This is a genomic window from Guptibacillus sedimenti (assembly GCF_028610665.1).
Taxonomy (GTDB): Bacteria; Bacillota; Bacilli; order Bacillales; family Guptibacillaceae; genus Guptibacillus; species Guptibacillus sedimenti.
In genome coordinates, this window is record NZ_JAQQWV010000001.1 from 719763 (window position 1) to 737636 (window position 17874).

Genomic DNA, 17874 nt, shown 5'->3' on the forward strand with positions numbered 1-17874 from the left:
ACTGATGTATCAAGAAGAAAGAATGCTAGCGATTCTGGATTATTTGAAAAAATATGAACGGATTTCAGTAGAACGCATTTGTGAGCTATTCCTCGTATCAAGAGATACGGCTAGACGTGACTTAGTAAAGCTTGAAGAAGAAGGAGCGGTCACGAGGACAAGGGGTGGCGCTGTGCTTCCTGAGTTACGTCATGAGATCCAGTCTTATCACGATCGGCTGAAAGTGGTTTCCGAAGAAAAACAGCGAATCGGAAAGATGGCTTCAAACTATGTGAATCCGGGAGACGTTGTTATTCTTGATGCATCTACGACGGTTCAAGCATGTGCCGAATTTCTTGTGGAAAAGCAAGCGACTGTTATCACAAACTCTATTCACCAGGCGGATATTTTATCAAATGGAGCGTACCTCGATATTCATCTTCTCGGGGGAAAACTAGAGAAGGATCATCGTTTTCTTTATGGATCTGCAGTCGTCGAAAAAGTCGGCTCCTATAATGCCGACATTGCCTTTATTGGTGTAATTGGCATATCAGATAATGGATTAACAATTGCTCATGAAGAAGACGGCATGGTGAAAAGAAAGATGATTCAACAATCTCACTATGTGATCGCTCTTGCTGATAATTCAAAGTTTTACCGTTCGGAATTTTTTACATTTGCACAGCTGGAAGACATTGATTTGATTATTACGGACGAACTTCCAGAAGAGAACATTCAAACAATGCTTCGCAATCACCAAGTTAAGCTTGTTGTTGCAGAAGAGTAAGTTTTTTGTAACAACCTCACATATAGCTTATTTAGTTAAAAACGGACTGGCGTAACCATTTGGGCGTGACAGTCCGTTTTTTTGTTTGCAAAAAGGGTAACAACTAATAATGGACAAGCAAATTAATTGGTCTACCCTTTTTCTTTTGATAAGATTAACTGTAATGATATTTTTTACATTAAAGGAGTGACGAAATATGAAGCTGAGTGTACTTGATCAATCACCTGTTTCAAGAGGCAATACGCCTACTGAAGCACTTAGAGAAACAACGACACTTGCTAAAGAAACAGAAAAGCTAGGCTATCACCGTTTTTGGGTGTCTGAACATCACAGCACGAAGAGCCTTGCTGGATCTAGTCCTGAAGTCCTTATTTCTCACCTGGCAGCGAATACAGAGCGAATGAGGATCGGTTCTGGAGGTATATTGTTACCACATTATAGTCCGTATAAGGTAGCGGAAAACTTTCGAATGCTTGAAACCTTAAATCCAAACCGCATTGACATTGGACTTGGACGTGCCCCAGGAGGTATGCCGAATGTTACAAAAGCCCTGGCTGGGGGAAACAGTATGGGGATGGACAACTATTTAGAACAGGTTAATGAGTTAGCCGCCTATCTAAAAGGGGAAGATCCACAGAGAATGAACGTACGGGCAACGCCACTGGGGAGTACGACACCTGAAATGTGGTTGTTAGGCTCAAGTGGGGCAAGTGGTATGATGGCAGCACAGCGTGGCCTCGCGTTTACTTTTGCCCATTTCATTAATGGATATGGTGGAACAAACGTTGTTGACAAATACCGTTCTCGTTTTGTACCATCTGAATTTAACGAGGAGCCTAAAACAAACGTTGCGATCTTCGTCATTTGTGGTGAAACAGAAGAAGAAGCGGAATATCTTGCTTCTAGTTTGGATTTATCAATTTTATTAATTGAACAAGGAAAATCAGGAGACGGATTTCCATCGCCTGATGAAGCACGAAGCTTTCCATATACCGTGTTTGATAAAGAGCGGATTCGGGAAAACAGAAAAAGAATGATTGTAGGTAATCCGACCCAGGTGAAACAGCAAATAGAGGAATTGGCCAATCAATACCAGACGGATGAAGTGATTATTAATACCATTACACATGATTTTCAAGCCCGACTGAAGTCGTATAAACTACTTGCAGAAGCATTTCAATTAACTGAAAGCGTCTCTTCTTGACAAAATGAACTGTAATATATAAAATTACACTATACCTTGACTCAGTTGGAACACAAACTAGTCTTCCAAATAAGGAGGTAATATGATGATGAATCAACTACATCAACAAACACAATACCAAAAAGGTGATTGGGTAAAAGGAAAATCGGTCCATGATGAACTCATCCATGGTTACGTTGAATCTGTTAATAATTATCTTGGAACGATTAAAGTATTCGTTCTAGAATGTGATAATCCAGAAACTGTTGGAAAAGTAATTGAAACTTTCCAGAATCGTATTTCGCAACTGGAAGAACCTGATTTAGAGCAGGATGAATCCTTCTTGTTAAATCTTATTGAAGTTGCCTTGATCACAAAAGACAAGGAATGGTTTATGGAACTTTCGGCACAACTAAAAGAACTTCGAAATGAGTCGGAGGAAGTAGTTCCCTGTTAAAATTTTCTTGCCAGCAATAAATGAAATACGATAGGATGGAAGTGGAAGAAAGTGTTGGGAGGCGCTGCAAATGAATAGTGATTTTACTCTCGCCGTACACAGTCTGGCTTTACTCGCAATTAAGCCAGGGCAGATGGCAACAAGTGATTATCTTGCCGGAAGTGCTTCGGTCCATCCCGTTCGTATGAGGAAAATTCTTAGTTTACTCAAGAAAAACGGATATATCGTTTCAAAAGAAGGTGCTGGTGGAGGTTTTACGTTATCTTGCCGAGTGGAAGAAGTAACGCTTGATAAGATCTATAACCTCACTTCTATCGGTTCACTTCAACCAAGGTGCCCTGATTCGAATGAGTACTGTCTTGTTGGAGCGAACTTGTCAAATGTACTTGGCGATATTTTTACAGATGCTGAGAACCACTTAACAGCATTCTTGAAACAATATACGATTCGTGATATTATCCAAAGCCTGAAGCAAAAACAATTATAAACGATTGTTTTTGTTTTATGTTGTAACTGTAATAAAAAATATTCCAATAACCTAATGGGGGTGAGCAGACATGAGTACAAGTCTGGTGGCAAAAAACGAAAGTAAGCTTAATATGAAAGATTGGAATCGATTAGAGAGATCGGGTCAGTTAATGAAGCGAAACAAAAGTAGGTTTTTGATTAAGCCAGAGCATACAAATCGTGATGTCTACATTATTAGAAGTGGAAGCATTGCAATTTATCATGCTGACAATATGGAAGAGCCGCTTGCCGTTCTTGGGGCAAATGATGTTCTCGGAAACCGCTCGATTTTTGTACATCAAAATTTGTATGCCAAAACGGTTACTGATGTTGAGCTCATTCAATTAGATCAAACGTCTTACCGTGCACTATATTTAGCTTATCCTGAATTAGCGATCAAGTTAACAGCTGAATTATCTAAGCTAAAACTAACGCTGGATTTTCCAGAACGAAAAGCACCTTCGTTTATCCAACATGTGAAGAGTGGGGTTCAAAACTGGGTAAATAAAAACAATGGCAAGAAGGGTAGATACTGCCACAACTGCTAGCAATTTCTGTTTTCTAACTGTAAATAAATGTGTTACTGTATAAATGGTGAAGATAGTAGACAAAGAGAAAATTATTGATAGGTTCAAAGGAGAGAAACAAACATGTCGGTAAGTGTACAGGAAAATCAAAGTGTTTTAGATGTAATGAAAGAGCGTCATTCTGTACGAAAGTTTGAAAAAGGTGTCAAGATTCCTGAAGATGTGATGAATGAAATGCTAAATGCTACGATTGAAGCACCGTCTTCTTGGAATCTACAACATTGGAAATTCCTTGTTATTGAAAGTGACGAGAAGAAAGAAAAGCTTCTACCAATTGCTTTTAATCAACAACAAATTGTTGATAGCTCAGCTACCATTGTGATTCTTGGTGACCTTGAAGCTAACTTGCATGCAGAAGAAATATATGGCCAGGCTGTTGAATTAGGTTATATGGACAACGCTGTGAAGGAAACGCTAGTTGGTCAAATAAACCGTGCATATGAGCGAGAAGGATTTGCATTAAGTGAAGCGATCAAAAATAGTTCACTAGCTGCTATGCAGTTGATGCTAGCTGCAAAAGCTAAAGATTATGACACAGTTGCAATGGGGGGATTTAATCCAGTTGCACTCGTTGAAGAATTTAACATCCCTGCACGGTATGTTCCGACGATGCTTATTTCTGTTGGGAAAGCCGCTGCTGAAGCGCATGGAACAGGACGTTTCCCAATTGAGCGCATGGTAGTGAAAGAAAGTTTCTAATTGAAGATGAATGTTAAAGGAAGGGCAGCGTCCCTTCCTTTTTATGTTGGGGAAGAGTAGATGCGTGACGGTACATCTAAGAACGAATTTATCTTCATGATTTTATATGTAAAGACGGTATACTAAGAAGAGAGCATGAGGGGGGTGAGAATGGCAAAGGTAGTCGATCAAGATAAAAAGATGAACTGGCGTGGACTTACAAAGCTAATCCGAGATACAAACCCGTCGAAACCTCTTGTAGCAGCAGCCATTGCGATGAGTATGATTGGAACGATCGCTGGATTAATTGTTCCATTTTTTACGAAAAATCTAGTGGATCAGCTTTCAGGAAACACGCTTTCATCAGGGGTTATTACGTTATTAATTGCTGCTTTTATCGTTCAAGCGATTTTTTCGGGTTTATCCATGTATTTGCTGTTATATATCGGTGAAACAGTCGTGGCTCGTTTAAGGGAGCGTTTAATGAAGAAAGTGCTTTCTCTTCAAGTTGAGTACTTTGATCAAAACCGTGTGGGCGATACGACGAGTCGGATTGTAAACGATACAGGGGTTATCAAAGATCTTGTATCAAATCATTTGATTAGTTTGTTAACGAGCACGCTCTCCATTGTCGGTTCGATAGGGATTTTACTTTATTTAGATTGGAAATTAACGGCGATCTTACTTGCTGTCGTTCCAATCATGATGATTGGCATTCGTTTTATCGGAAAGAGAATGTATAAAGTATCAAAAGGTTTGCAGGAAGAAACGGCTAAATTCACGGCAACGATTACTCAAGTGTTATCAGAAGTTCGGCTCGTGAAATTCTCCATGGCAGAAAATGTGGAAGAGGAGAATGGAAAGAATGGCATAAAAAATGTTTTTGGCTATAGTATGAAAGAAGCAAAAATCTATGCACTTCTCATGCCTCTCATGACACTACTGTTGATGGGTGTGCTCGTGATTATTGTTGGATATGGCGGCGTACGTGTGTCGACAGGAGAATTAACGGCAGGAGAACTCGTTGCCTTTCTATTATACCTGTTTCAAATCATTATTCCGTTTAGTTCGATGGCGCGTTTCCTAACAGCCATTCAAAAAGCGATGGGCGCAACAGAACGTCTCCAATTCTTACTTGATCATGAGAGTGAAGAGCGACTAAATGGGGAAGAAGTCAAAAACCCGGCACAAGTCCTTTCATTTAACAATGTTGAATTTTCATATGGGAAAGAAATGGTATTGAAAAAAGCATCTTTTGAAGTGCCGCCAGGTAAGGTTACCGCTATTGTTGGGCCTAGCGGTAGCGGAAAAACAACGACTTTTTCTTTGATTGAACGCTTTTATCGACCACAAGAAGGAGAAATTAAACTAGGAGATAATGACATCAGTCGCTTTTCACTTGTGTCCTGGCGGAAGCAAATCGGTTATGTGTCACAGGAGAGTCCACTCATAGCCGGAACGATTAAAGAAAATATTGTATATGGATTGGAGAAAGAGGTTTCAGATCAGGATATTGAAGTCGCAGCCAGCCAGGCATATGCCCTTCCTTTTATACAGGATCTTCCGAATGGACTTGATACTGAAATTGGCGAAAGAGGAATTAAGCTTTCAGGTGGTCAACGCCAGCGAATTGCCATTGCTCGAGCAATTGTACGAAACCCATCTATCCTTTTGTTAGACGAAGCGACGTCTAGTCTTGATAGTACGTCAGAAGTTCAAGTGCAACGTGCCTTGAACAATTTAATGAAAGATCGAACGACAATTGTGATTGCTCATCGTCTTTCAACGGTTGTCCATGCAGATCAAATATTGGTAATGGAAAATGGAAGAATATCCGCTCAAGGTACTCATGAAGAATTGTTTATGAATAGCAATCTCTATAAGGAACTCGCTCAACAACAGTTTCAAATGGAAGAAAAAAGCTCATAAGAAAAGGTGTCGGGGGCATTTCCCCGACACCTTTTTAATTTGAAACGCCTGTGGAATGCGCCTCACGTTTTTCTTCTTTTACTTTCTCAAGGAAACGTTTTGTCTCAGCAACCACAACTCCAGATAGACCGAGTAGGCCGATTAAGTTTGGTAGTGCCATTAAGCCATTGAAGATATCTGCAAGTAACCAAACAACGTTTAGTTTTAACGTTGTTCCTACAAAAACGGCTAATACGAAAACGAAGCGGTAATATTTGATCGATGCGTCTCCAAACAGATAAGAGAAACACTTTTCTCCATAATACGACCAGCCAAGAACAGTAGAATAAGCAAAAAGAATAAGACCAATCGTCACAATGAGTGCACCAGGAACGCCAAGGAACTTTTCAAATGTTGCCGTTGTTAACGCAGCACCATTCAAGTCGCCACCGTAAAGGTCTCCCATAACGAGAGCGATTCCAGTGATGGAACAGACAACAATCGTATCAATGAAAACCTGGGTCATTGATACAAGAGCCTGACGACCTGGATAATCGGTTTTCGCAGCTGCAGCAGCAATTGGAGCGGAACCAAGCCCAGCTTCATTCGAGAATACCCCACGCGCTACACCGTAACGAATAACGGCACCAATCGCACCACCAGCAGCTGCTTCACCTGTAAAGGCATCTGAGAAAATAAGCGATACAGCAGCGGGCACAAGCTCAAGGTTCATGAAAATAACAACTAGTCCTCCGATAACATAAAATAAGGCCATGATAGGAACGAAGTAAGCTGTTACTTTACCAATGCTTTTTATTCCACCAAGAATAACCATACCAGTGAAAAACATTAAGACAAGACCGGTAATCCAAGGTGCAATACCAAAAGTAGCCACTGCATCAGCAACTGAGTTGGATTGCACCATATTACCAATACCAAATGCAGCAAAAGCACCAAAGAATGCAAAGATCATACCAAGCCATTTCATATTAAGGCCTTTATCAAGGTAGTACATCGGTCCCCCTGACATTTCACCTTTGGCGTTCACAGAGCGGTATTTAACTGCGAGAATGGCTTCTGCATATTTTGTGGCCATTCCAAAGAGCGCGCTGATCCACATCCAAAGAACAGCACCAGGTCCCCCCACGAAAACCGCTGTTGCAACACCGGCGATATTACCTGTTCCGATTGTAGCAGCAAGGGCTGTCATTAAAGCCTGGAAATGAGAAATATCCCCTTCAGATGTTTTATCTTGCTTCTTCGTGAAGGCTTGCTTCAACGCATATGGAAGCATGGTGAATTGGAGAAACCCAAGACGGATCGTGAGGTAAATACCCGTTCCAACGAGCAGGATGAGCAAGGGCCACCCCCACACGAATCCACTAATACTATTTAATGATGCTTCCAATAAGAACTCCTCCTTTATGTATGTTAATACTAAATATTCTAACAAATTACCACAATAACCTTTATAATACAAAATAATTTTTTTCTGAAAATTGTCGAATGATAGAATAGAGCGCTTTCTTCTTCGGTATAATGCATTTGAGTCGAAGAAAATAAATTTCTTTTGTATGGTAGAGAAAGTAGAGGAGGAGGTTGAAAATGAAGTATTTTGATCTATCAAACAAGGTAGCCGTCGTTACAGGTGGAGGAAGAGGGATTGGAAAAGCAATGGCACGTGCTCTCTCTGAAGCTGGCGCTAAAGTTGCTATAGTAGGACGAACCTCAAATATACTTGAAGAAACGGCAGAAGAATTAAGCAAAGAAACAAATGGAACAGTTCTTCCATTTGCTTATGATGTTACAAAGGAAGAGAGTATTAAAGAATTCGTAACTAATATCCATGAGAAACTGGGTTCAATCACTATTCTTATTAATAATGCAGGTAAAACGGTGCGGAAATCGATCGAAGAGTTGGAACCTAGTGAATGGGATGATGTGATGGAAACAAATGTGAAATCTGTTTATATGATGACAAGAGCAGTTCTCCCTGATTTGAAAGAACAACAAGGATCACGAATTATTAACATTGCATCGATGGCAAGTGAAGTTGGCCTGCCATTTTCAACACCTTATGGTCCAAGTAAAGCGGCGGTTGCACAATTGTCGAAACAGCTAGCACAAGAGCTATCTCCGCTTGGTATTACCGTTAATGCAATTAGTCCCGGTTTCATAAAAACACCATTTAACGAAGAAGCGCTTGAGAACCCGATCCTTTTAAATAAAATTAAGAACAGTAATCCGATGCATCGTATTGGTCAATTGGAGGAGCTAATTCCCGCTGTTCTTTATCTCGCTTCACCTTACTCTAGCTATACGACAGGGCAGAATCTTATCATTGATGGTGGGACAACTTCTCACGCCTTTTAAATCTGGGCTTGAAAGAAGTGAGGCCCTCCCTTATAATAAGTGTAACCTGAAAAGAAAAAGGGGAAAAGTTTATGTTATCGGTGATTCTTAACTAACGTAATTTTATAGACAGTTTGGTTTTTAAAGACGCATTAATACTATGCTTATTTAATTATGCCTTCTGTCAATTTAGTTAAGAACACAGATTAAGCTCATGAATGATGACGACCATTCCAGCTGCGCCTCTGTGCGCGGCTTTTTATATGCTTTTTTAAGCATGGGAATGGGGAAGTCTACCCTTTTATAAAAGAGCTACGAGTGAACCTGTGTTCATTTGTAGCTCTTTTTTTCGTTGGGAGCGTGTGTATGTTTATTGAATGAACGCATTATAGGAGGAACAAACAACAATCTAGGAGGAAGAAAAATTGAACGAACAAACGATGGCAACACTTGAATTTGATAAAATCCGTAGCGAAATCGCGCACTATGCGCTTTCCGAAGAAGCGAAAGATGAGGTTCAGAAACTGAAACCCTCATATGATACGAAAGTGGTACAAAACAGATTAAATGAAACAACCGAGGCAAAAGCAATTATAAAGAAGAGCTCTAGCGTTCCTCTTCATGGCCTTCATGGCATTATTCAAGTGATGAAGCAACTAAACAAAGGAGTTGCATTACGACCTGACCAGCTTACAACCGTACTTGATTTGATTGAAAGTGGTCGAAAAATGAAACAGTTCATGGTAGGGAAAGAGTGGTTAGCTCCTACGATTTCAAGCTATGTGTATTCTCTTTATGACCTAACGGATCTTGAAGAAGAGTTAAAACGAGCGATACGAAATGGGGAAATTGACGATACTGCGAGTAAAGAGTTAGGAAGAATAAGAAAAAAAATAACTGTATATGAAGAAAGGGTGAAGGAGAAACTTAATCAGCTTCTGCGTTCATCATCGAAACGAAAAGCTCTCCAGGATACCATTATTAGTGATCGTAACGGACATTATGTTGTAGCAGTTAAAAAGGAATATCGTAAACAAATCAAAGGAACGGTTCACGATCAATCATCAAGTGGTTCAACGGTTTATATTGAGCCTGAGGAAGTTCGAAAAGTTCAGGTGGAATTAAATGAAATAAAAGCGGACGAATACCTGGAGGAACAGCGGATTCTAAGCAGATTAACAGGAGAAGTGGAGCGATATTCACAAGAGATCTCCATTAATATTGAAACGATGACGCACTATGATTATATTTTTGCCAAAGCAAAATATAGTGTAGCGATTGATGGAAGTCAAGTTCAGCTATCACCCGAGCCAATGATCGAATTACGCAACGGTCGCCATCCTTTGTTAGCTAAAGAAGCTGTTCCCTTAACTCTTGAACTAGGGAAGGGATATAAAGGATTAGTGATTACTGGCCCAAATACAGGAGGGAAAACCGTTGCCATTAAAACAGTCGGTCTTCTTGCGATGATGGTGCAATGTGGCTTACACATTCCGGCTGAAGAGTCTTCTGTATTTGGAATGTTTGGCAAGATACTCGTTGATATTGGCGATGGACAGAGTATTGAACAATCGTTAAGTACTTTCTCTTCACGAATTTCGAATATCATTACCATTTTGCAAGATGCTGGACCTGATGCTCTTGTCATTCTAGATGAGCTTGGTTCAGGAACAGATCCTGGTGAAGGGATGGGAATTGCCGTATCGATTTTAGAACAATTAAATCGCCTCGGCGCAACCATTCTTTCCACAACGCATTATAGCGAGATGAAGAATTTTGCATCTGCCCATCCTGATTTCGAGAACGGGTCGATGGAGTTTGATCCAGTATCATTGCGGCCGACGTTTAAGTTGCGAATGGGCATACCGGGTGAAAGTCAGGCATTTGCAATTGCCCTCAGGCTTGGCATGCATCCGAAGATTATTGAGCGTGCTCATGAAATTACGTATCAGGAGAAGGAAACTTACGATAAGCGAGATCAGCGTGATTGGCACTATGAACAACAGTTGAAAAGTAAAAAGGTCGATCAACCGCGACGGCAAAAAGTACAGGTTGAAAAGCACTTTGAACAGTTTGCCATTGGAGACAGCGTAGCGATACCTTCTATGGAGGAAAAAGGAATTGTTTACAAACCGATTGATGAGTTTGGGAACGTGATTGTCATGATTAATGGCAAAAAAGAGACGATTCATGCGAAGCGATTAAAACTCCTTCTCCCTGCAAGCGAACTTTACCCTGAGAATTATGATTTTGATATCCTTTTTGAATCGGTTGAGAACAGAAAGAAAAAGAAATTGATGAATCGAAAGCATGTGGATGGCTTGAAAATTGATTATGAAGAGTAGTGAAAACCCTACAAGCGGAAATCTTACTTCATGTTTGAAAGAAGGTAAGAAACGTGGAAATGTAGAAGAACGTTTGGAGCAACTAGTAGGAGGAGGTAGAAATGATGAATTTAGGGGCTTTTTCTGTCAGTTTAAGTGTGAAGGATATTGAAGCGTCAAAGAATTTTTATGAAAAATTAGGTTTCCAATCGTTAGGGGGAGATATCTCTCATAATTGGCTGATTATGAAGAATGGAAGTACCGTTATTGGCCTTTTTCAAGGAATGTTTAAGAAAAATATGCTTACTTTTAATCCTGGGTGGGATGAAAATGCTGAAAACCTTGAGTCGTTTACGGACATTCGTGCCCTTCAAAATACGTTAAAAGAAAACGGTGTAAAAATTCTTTCTGAAGCGGATGAATCAAGTGAAGGGCCAGCGAGTTTTACAATAGAAGACCCAGATGGCAATCCTATTCTTGTGGATCATCATAGATAAAAGCAACTTGTTTTCTAAATTAGCACTCTCTCTGCGTAGAATTCCTCTGAAAAGGGTAATGCGTGTAATAGAACATTCTGCTCGGGCAGAAAAGATGGCAAAGTGGAGGATGAGAGAGATGCAAAAAATGAACAGAGGAATTTTAACAGCCGTTTCGTCAATTGCGATTGCTCAAGGATTGAAGATCCTAACGCATAAGAAATTATCAGGAGAATGGGATGTGAAGCAAGTGGCGACAACTGGTGGAATGCCGAGTTCACATTCCGCTGGTGTTGCAGCACTTACATCTTACATTGCTTCACACAAAGGATCTCGTCATACAGAAACGGCGCTCGCGACTATTTTCGGAGTGATTGTGATGTATGATGCTCAGGGAGTTAGGCGTCATACAGGAGAAATTGCAGCTCTAGTAAACGATTTAGAAGATAACCTGGCGACGATCTCTGGCGATTATCCCAGCATGCAATTCGTGGAAAGAGAAAAAGAGTTGAAAGAGCTTCTTGGACATCAACCTGTTGAGGTTCTAGGTGGAGCCATATTGGGTGCAACTTTAGGCTTTCTTTCAGCTAAATATGAGAATAAGTAGTACAGAGAGGAAATCATAGGCATTTTGCCTATGATTTTTTTGTGATTTGGAAGATCGCGTAATTATGGTGAATATCGCGGAATTAACAGCATTTTTCATGAACAATAACGCCACGAGCACATCACACAAACAGATTGCTTTCATTTAAAATGTGACTTTGAAATAATATGAAGTGCAAGAAGGATAGAGGAGGAAATCAAATTGACACATACAACAAAAACAACCGAAGCGTTATTCAAAACGTTCAATAGTGAAAAATTAACTTTAGAAAATCGTACGGTTATGGCTCCAATGACGAGAGGTTTTTCACCAGGAAATGTACCTGGTGAAGATGTAGCTGCATATTATCGCCGTAGAGCTGAAAATGGTGTTGGCTTAATCGTCACAGAAGGGACAGGTATTAACCATCCTTCTTCTGTTTCAGGTGCAAGTATTCCAGTATTTCATGGTGAAGAAGCACTTAATGGCTGGGAGAATGTTGTCAAAGAAGTGCATGAAGCTGGTGGTAAAATTGCGCCTCAGCTTTGGCACGTTGGAATGACTCGAAAAATGGGTGAATTGCCAAACGAAGAAGCACAACCAGTTGGCCCGTCAGGTCTAGCACTATCCGGTGAGAAAGTAAACGAGCCTTTAACTACAGAAGAAGTTGAACAACTCGTTGAAGCGTACGCTCAGGCGGCAGCAGATGCGAAGCGACTCGGTTTTGATGCGATTGAACTTCATGGAGCACACGGTTATTTAATTGACCAGTTTTTCTATGAACAAACAAATCAGCGCACTGACCGCTACGGTGGCGATCTTGTAGGGAGAACACAGTTCGCAGTTGAGATCATTGAAGCGTGCCGTCGGAAAGTTGGTCCAGACTTCCCGATTATTTTCCGTTTTTCTCAATGGAAAATGCACGATTTTAAAGCGAAGCTTGCCACTACACCTGAGGAATTAGAACAGTTTCTAGCGCCGCTCGTTGAAGCTGGAGTGGATATTTTCCACTGTTCAACACGTCGTTTCTGGGAGCCTGAATTTGAAGGTTCCGAATTGAATTTAGCAGGTTGGACGAAGAAACTAACTGGTAAGCCAGTTATTTCAGTAGGCTCCGTTGGACTTGATGGCGAGTTTACAAGCTTCTCAGGTGCAAATACAACGAGTCTTGATGGCTTGATTGGAAAGCTAGAAAATGAGGAATTTGATCTTGTTGCCATTGGTCGCTCTTTATTAATGGATCCTGAATGGGTAACCAAAGTACGCGATGGGCGTGCAGATGACCTTTTACCATTTGATAAAGAAGCTTTGCAAAAATTATACTAAATAATTGAAGCGGTCATCACCTGACTGCTTATTATGAAACCAAGTATTTCTCCGGAAGGAGTGATACTTGGTTTTTTCATAACAGATAGAATAAGACATGCTATTATTTTCCATAAACGATAAAATAGGTGTAGAATCTTTAAGTAAGAAACAATAAAAAATAATTATGGATGTGACACGGCCCGATGCAATCTTTATTAGCTAATTTCTCAATCTTATTGTTTATGCATCTTTGCATTCAAAGCTTATACTATCTCGCCTTTCAAAAACGGTGGCCCAATTACGTTGTTGCAGTCTCGCATATCCTGATTGTGGCAATCGGTATTATCTGCCTCTATATGCTTCCAGTTTCGTTAGACGGCTATCTGTTCGATTTGCGAACCATTCCAATGGTGATACTCGTTTTGTACCATGGCTACCAATTTGGCATTCCCGTTCTTGTCATCATTTTCTTAGCCCGTTTTGCTTTTCCAGGTGAATTTATTTACCTCGAACTCTTTTTCACCTTGTTAATCCCAACCGTCGTAACCATGCTAGTACGACGCAAGCTTGTTCAAAACCTTACATATTTAAAGCTGTTTTTTTATTTTATTGGCATCTGGTTTATTTCGGATGCGATCGTTGGCCATATTATTTCTGAAGACATTACGCTCTATTCGTATTTAATGCGGTTTATCTCCTTTCAGCTATCTGCGCTAATCATGTATTTCTTTATACAAACGAGCACAAGAAACCTTGAGATGAGTGAGCAGCTTCGTTTTTATGCTGAACACGACTCTTTGACAGGTCTTTTAAACCTTAGAAGTTTTCTTAGAAAAGCGAGAGAGCATGAGAGTCATTTATTGAAAGTGGTGGCCATGCTTGACCTTGATTTTTTCAAACAAATTAATGACACATACGGTCATTTGAATGGCGATCGTGTTCTTGCTGACTTTGCCGCTTTTCTTTCAGAACAGGATGATTGGCTTGTTGGACGATACGGAGGAGAGGAATTTATTGTTATGCTCGAAGTAGCTTCGAAGGACGAGGCTTACAATCGGATGAAAACCTTGCAGCAAAGTTTGAGTAAACAGCAATTCATTACTGAAATGGGAGAAGAAATACAAAATGTTTCGGTTTCCATTGGACTAGCTGAACTTGACCAACAAAAGCCTCTCATGACATCAGTGGAACGAGCAGACAAGTGTCTTTATAATGCGAAGAAAAATGGGCGAAACCAGGTCTGCTTTTAGCACTTTGCACATTCGTTGGTTTAAAAAGATGAATTTGCGGAATATAACAAGTGTGAAGGTTTTTAAAGGAGGACGAATTGTCATGAAAGTACTAGTTATTGGAGCAAACGGACAAGTAGGAACACATTTAATTACGAAATTAGCTGAACGCGGTCACGAACCAGTTGGTATGATTCGCGATACAGACCAAGTCAAGGCGATTGAAGATGCTGGAGGCAAAACCGTACTAGGTGATCTTGAGAAAGATTTCTCACAAGCGTTGTATGGCTGTGAAGCGGTGATCTTCGCTGCAGGTTCAGGTCCACACACAGGTGCGGATAAAACGATCATGATTGACCAAGAAGGTGCAATTAAAGCCGTTGATGAAGCGAAGCAACAGGGCATTAAGCGCTTTGTAATGCTAAGCACGGTTGGGTCCGATTACCCAGAAAAAGGACCAGATGAAATGAAGCCATACTTATATGCGAAAAAACGTGCTGATGAGCACTTAAAAGCTACAAACTTAACGTACACGATCCTTCGCCCGGGCCGTCTTTCAAATGACCCTGGTACAGGAAAGATTAGAGCTTCTGAAACATTAGAAGATAAATCTGGTCAAATTCCACGCGAAGATGTAGCGGCTGTTCTAGCTGAAGTTCTAGAGAATGAGCATACGTTTAATCGTTCATTTGAGGTTCTAGCCGGTGACCATAGCATCAGTGATGCGATTGGTCAGCTATAGAGTTTATTTTATGGGAGACTTAACGTCCGTTAAGTCTCTTTTTTCTGTTGGATAATGTTACTCCTTGTATTTATTACATAGTTATAGAAAAATAATTAGTGACTTTTTCATCATTTTTCGACGAAAAAATTGCGATGAAGGCGAACTAATGATAATGTGGTATAGGTCAGTGCATGAAAGCGTTAACATAAAGGAGTAGAGAGAATGAACATCTTAGAATGGCTACAGAAAATTAACGGCGTTCTTTGGGGAGCACCAAGTCTAATTTTGTTATTTGGAACAGGTGTCTTTCTCACGTTAATTTTAAAAGGACTTCAGTTTCGGAAACTTGGGTATGCGTTTAAATTGGCATTTTCAAAAGAAAAAGAAGAGGACAGCAGTGCTGAAGGTGATGTTAGTAACTATAAAGCTTTGATGACAGCCCTTGCGGCAACGATCGGAAATGGAAACATTGCGGGGGTTGCGACGGCCATTACGATCGGTGGACCTGGCGCTATTTTCTGGATGTGGGTCGTTGGTCTCGTCGGTATGGCAACCAAATATGGTGAAGCCCTCCTTGCTATGAAATACCGAGTGAAAAATGATAATGGTGAGTATGCAGGTGGACCAATGTATTATGTTGAAAAGGGACTCGGTCCAAAATGGAAGTGGCTCGCGATCTCGTTTGCGTTATTTGGTGCTATCGCTTCACTTGGCATCGGGAATAGCGTTCAATCGAATACGATCGCAAGTGTTGTTGATGAAAGTTTTAACATTGATGGATGGGTAACGGGGGTTATCCTTGCTGCGCTTACAGCACTTATTATTTTTGGTGGTGTGAAACGGATTAGTTCTGTCGCAGGTTTCTTTGTTCCAATTATGGCAGTACTCTACATAGTAGGAGCGGTCATCATCATCATCCTAAACTTCGACGCGGTTATTCCAGCAATGAAGTTAATCTTTACGTATGCTTTCTCTCCTCTATCGGCTGTGGGAGGATTTTCTGGTGTAATTGTAATGGAAGCAGTGAAATCCGGCGTTTCCAAAGGGATTTTTTCTAATGAAGCAGGCCTGGGTACAGCAGCGCTAATTGCAGGAAATGCAAAAGCGGATCACCCTGTAAAACAAGCGCTCGTTGCGATGACGGGTACGTTTATTGTAACAATTATTGTTTGTACAATGACGGCGCTCGTGCTCCTCATTACAGGATTTTGGGATCCAACAGGAGGAGAGCTTTCAGGAGTTGTGCATGATCCAAACCTGGAAGCGGGTGCTTTAACGACTGCTGCCTTTGGGTCAAGTCTCGGTATGGTTGGTGAATATATCGTCACATTCTCTGTTATTTTCTTTGGTTTCTCGACCATTATCGGCTGGTACGTGTATGGGTATAAATGTTTTGAATACCTTGTTGGTACAAAAATAACAATTTATTATGGTGCTGTATATATACTAGCGTGCTTTGTTGGAACAGTTGCGAACTTAACAACCGTGTGGGCCTTTGCAGATATGGCGAATGCCTTAATGATGATTCCAAATTTAATAGCGCTATTGTTGCTTTATAAAGTGATTAAAAGTGAAACAGACGACTACTTTAACCGTTATCTTGTTGAATTTGAAATGAAGAAAGCGAGTTAGTTCTAGATAGCCAAAAAAGAGCCCTGCTGAAAATTTCAGCTGGGCTCTTTCTTATTCGTCTGAAGTGATTTTTTTAGAAGGCGCCGATTCATTACCAAAGATATTAACCGCTGTAACATAGTAGGAAGAGCTTGAGGCATCTGGATCTGTAAAGCTCTTTCGTTCAAGATTTGATACACTCTCAATTTGTTTGTATACTCCGTACGCATCGGCTTTATAAATCCGATAACCTACCACATTTTCATCACGAACAGCGTGCCACGAAAGAAAGTTGCCGCTAACACTAAGGTTTGTTGGTGCATCAGGTACTTCGTCAGGATTTACTTGTTCCTTTTTATCAGAATCGTCTTCTTTTAATTCGGTAGACACAACAAGTCTTTCTTCATGTGTCCCTTTCGACCGATTAAATGTGCCAACACATGTAATGAGATTCAATGTACGTGAATCAGTTGGTCCAAAAATCTTCTCAATTGGAGAATCATCATACGGGTATCTTTCTTTACCGGTTACAACGAAGGTCATTGTTTCACCATCTTGACCTGTTAAAATAATTTCGTCTCCTTTTGAAAGTTTTTCGAGATAAAAGAAGATCGCTGGTCCCGTTTTACTATCGACGTGTCCAGCAAGGACAGCATTTCCTTTTGTACCTGGCTTAAAGCCGGGCTCAAACCAGCCAACTTTGTTAATATCCTCTGGTACACCCATTTGCCCGTTATCTAAAACGCCTACATTCTCGATATCGGCTTTCACATCAATGGCGGGTATTGCAAGTCTCACTGGTTCAATTCCTTCTTGAACGTCCTGAGATTCTTTTGCTTTCTCAATTTTTTTCTTCTGATCATCTAGAAGTAAAAATTCATCCGATAAGACATCCGGTTTTTCAATTTCTTCTACTTCTAACTCAGATTGGTTTTCTTCGGTTATGTTTGTTACGGCTTCTTGCGCCGGCTCAGTATAATTATTGTTATAACCAGCAAGAACGAGCCAGATAATTGCGCCAACGACAAGCAACAAGATCTTCCTCACATTCTTCACCTCTTTTAGTTAATTTCTATCATATAAACATTTACTGACAATAGTCTTACAAAGCTAACGAAAAAAACGTCAATTTAGATCATTTTTTAAGAAAAAAATTAATCTAAAAAAGATTGACCTTT

17 protein-coding genes are annotated in these 17874 nt (G+C 40.4%); 15 read left to right on the top strand and 2 right to left on the bottom strand.

Features of this window, described 5'->3' with window-relative positions:
• Positions 1-4: 4 nt before the first annotated feature.
• The 7 genes from PQ578_RS03450 to PQ578_RS03480 all read left to right on the top strand — a co-directional run bounded on the left by PQ578_RS03450 (position 5) and on the right by PQ578_RS03480 (position 6107).
• Positions 5-766, top strand: a complete 762-nt coding sequence (locus PQ578_RS03450; RefSeq protein WP_273832207.1) for a DeoR/GlpR family DNA-binding transcription regulator — start codon at positions 5-7, stop codon at positions 764-766.
• A gap of 196 nt (positions 767-962) precedes the next feature.
• Positions 963-1970 (top strand): LLM class flavin-dependent oxidoreductase, encoded by a 1008-nt coding sequence (locus tag PQ578_RS03455; protein ID WP_273832209.1) that lies wholly within the window; start codon positions 963-965, stop codon positions 1968-1970.
• An 85-nt stretch (positions 1971-2055) separates the two neighbouring features.
• Positions 2056-2406: an IDEAL domain-containing protein gene (locus PQ578_RS03460; protein WP_273832210.1), complete on the top strand. Its 351-nt coding sequence runs from the start codon at positions 2056-2058 to the stop codon at positions 2404-2406.
• 70 nt (positions 2407-2476) lie between these two features.
• Complete coding sequence (locus PQ578_RS03465; RefSeq protein WP_098444970.1) at positions 2477-2893, top strand: RrF2 family transcriptional regulator; 417 nt, start codon at positions 2477-2479, stop codon at positions 2891-2893.
• 70 nt (positions 2894-2963) lie between these two features.
• Complete coding sequence (locus PQ578_RS03470) at positions 2964-3461, top strand: Crp/Fnr family transcriptional regulator (protein WP_098444969.1); 498 nt, start codon at positions 2964-2966, stop codon at positions 3459-3461.
• 102 nt (positions 3462-3563) lie between these two features.
• The gene (locus tag PQ578_RS03475; protein WP_273832211.1) at positions 3564-4199 is read left to right on the top strand and encodes a nitroreductase family protein; all 636 of its coding nucleotides are present in this window, start codon (positions 3564-3566) and stop codon (positions 4197-4199) included.
• A gap of 150 nt (positions 4200-4349) precedes the next feature.
• Positions 4350-6107 carry an ABC transporter ATP-binding protein gene (locus PQ578_RS03480; RefSeq protein ID WP_273832212.1) on the top strand — a complete coding sequence of 586 codons (1758 nt, stop codon included), beginning with the start codon at positions 4350-4352 and terminating at the stop codon, positions 6105-6107.
• A 34-nt stretch (positions 6108-6141) separates the two neighbouring features.
• Here the strand turns inward: PQ578_RS03480 and PQ578_RS03485 are convergent, their stop codons facing one another.
• Positions 6142-7494: an alanine/glycine:cation symporter family protein gene (locus tag PQ578_RS03485; protein ID WP_273832213.1), complete on the bottom strand. Its 1353-nt coding sequence runs from the start codon at positions 7492-7494 to the stop codon at positions 6142-6144.
• Positions 7495-7691: 197 nt separating this feature from the next.
• On the opposite strand from PQ578_RS03485, the gene PQ578_RS03490 reads away from it, so the two are divergent.
• The 8 genes from PQ578_RS03490 (at position 7692) to PQ578_RS03525 (ending at position 16717) form a co-directional block, all read left to right on the top strand.
• The gene (locus PQ578_RS03490) at positions 7692-8459 is read left to right on the top strand and encodes an SDR family NAD(P)-dependent oxidoreductase (RefSeq protein ID WP_273832214.1); all 768 of its coding nucleotides are present in this window, start codon (positions 7692-7694) and stop codon (positions 8457-8459) included.
• Positions 8460-8863: 404 nt separating this feature from the next.
• On the top strand, positions 8864-10783 hold the full coding sequence (locus PQ578_RS03495) for an endonuclease MutS2 (RefSeq protein WP_273832215.1): 1920 nt from the start codon (positions 8864-8866) through the stop codon (positions 10781-10783).
• A gap of 104 nt (positions 10784-10887) precedes the next feature.
• Positions 10888-11259, top strand: a complete 372-nt coding sequence (locus PQ578_RS03500; RefSeq protein ID WP_273833250.1) for a VOC family protein — start codon at positions 10888-10890, stop codon at positions 11257-11259.
• Between the two features lie 118 nt (positions 11260-11377).
• Positions 11378-11845: a divergent PAP2 family protein gene (locus PQ578_RS03505; RefSeq protein WP_273832216.1), complete on the top strand. Its 468-nt coding sequence runs from the start codon at positions 11378-11380 to the stop codon at positions 11843-11845.
• A 201-nt stretch (positions 11846-12046) separates the two neighbouring features.
• On the top strand, positions 12047-13150 hold the full coding sequence (locus PQ578_RS03510) for an NADH:flavin oxidoreductase (RefSeq protein ID WP_273832217.1): 1104 nt from the start codon (positions 12047-12049) through the stop codon (positions 13148-13150).
• A gap of 185 nt (positions 13151-13335) precedes the next feature.
• The gene (locus PQ578_RS03515; protein ID WP_273832219.1) at positions 13336-14382 is read left to right on the top strand and encodes a GGDEF domain-containing protein; all 1047 of its coding nucleotides are present in this window, start codon (positions 13336-13338) and stop codon (positions 14380-14382) included.
• 82 nt (positions 14383-14464) lie between these two features.
• Entirely contained in the window at positions 14465-15103 is a 639-nt protein-coding gene (locus tag PQ578_RS03520; protein ID WP_273832220.1) for an SDR family oxidoreductase, read from the top strand.
• Positions 15104-15307: 204 nt separating this feature from the next.
• A complete protein-coding gene (locus tag PQ578_RS03525; RefSeq protein WP_179886285.1) occupies positions 15308-16717 on the top strand; it encodes an alanine/glycine:cation symporter family protein in 1410 nt (469 codons plus the stop codon).
• Between the two features lie 51 nt (positions 16718-16768).
• Here PQ578_RS03525 and PQ578_RS03530 read toward each other — a convergent pair whose 3' ends face one another.
• Positions 16769-17743: a class F sortase gene (locus PQ578_RS03530; RefSeq protein ID WP_273832221.1), complete on the bottom strand. Its 975-nt coding sequence runs from the start codon at positions 17741-17743 to the stop codon at positions 16769-16771.
• Between the last annotated feature and the right edge of the window lie 131 nt (positions 17744-17874).

Coding starts and splice junctions, on each gene's coding strand:
- PQ578_RS03450 (WP_273832207.1), top strand. CDS start 5: ATGTATCAAGAAGAAAGAATGCTAGCGATTCTGGATTATTTGAAAAAA.
- PQ578_RS03455 (WP_273832209.1), top strand. CDS start 963: ATGAAGCTGAGTGTACTTGATCAATCACCTGTTTCAAGAGGCAATACG.
- PQ578_RS03460 (WP_273832210.1), top strand. CDS start 2,056: ATGATGAATCAACTACATCAACAAACACAATACCAAAAAGGTGATTGG.
- PQ578_RS03465 (WP_098444970.1), top strand. CDS start 2,477: ATGAATAGTGATTTTACTCTCGCCGTACACAGTCTGGCTTTACTCGCA.
- PQ578_RS03470 (WP_098444969.1), top strand. CDS start 2,964: ATGAGTACAAGTCTGGTGGCAAAAAACGAAAGTAAGCTTAATATGAAA.
- PQ578_RS03475 (WP_273832211.1), top strand. CDS start 3,564: ATGTCGGTAAGTGTACAGGAAAATCAAAGTGTTTTAGATGTAATGAAA.
- PQ578_RS03480 (WP_273832212.1), top strand. CDS start 4,350: ATGGCAAAGGTAGTCGATCAAGATAAAAAGATGAACTGGCGTGGACTT.
- PQ578_RS03490 (WP_273832214.1), top strand. CDS start 7,692: ATGAAGTATTTTGATCTATCAAACAAGGTAGCCGTCGTTACAGGTGGA.
- PQ578_RS03500 (WP_273833250.1), top strand. CDS start 10,888: ATGAATTTAGGGGCTTTTTCTGTCAGTTTAAGTGTGAAGGATATTGAA.
- PQ578_RS03505 (WP_273832216.1), top strand. CDS start 11,378: ATGCAAAAAATGAACAGAGGAATTTTAACAGCCGTTTCGTCAATTGCG.
- PQ578_RS03515 (WP_273832219.1), top strand. CDS start 13,336: ATGCAATCTTTATTAGCTAATTTCTCAATCTTATTGTTTATGCATCTT.
- PQ578_RS03520 (WP_273832220.1), top strand. CDS start 14,465: ATGAAAGTACTAGTTATTGGAGCAAACGGACAAGTAGGAACACATTTA.
- PQ578_RS03525 (WP_179886285.1), top strand. CDS start 15,308: ATGAACATCTTAGAATGGCTACAGAAAATTAACGGCGTTCTTTGGGGA.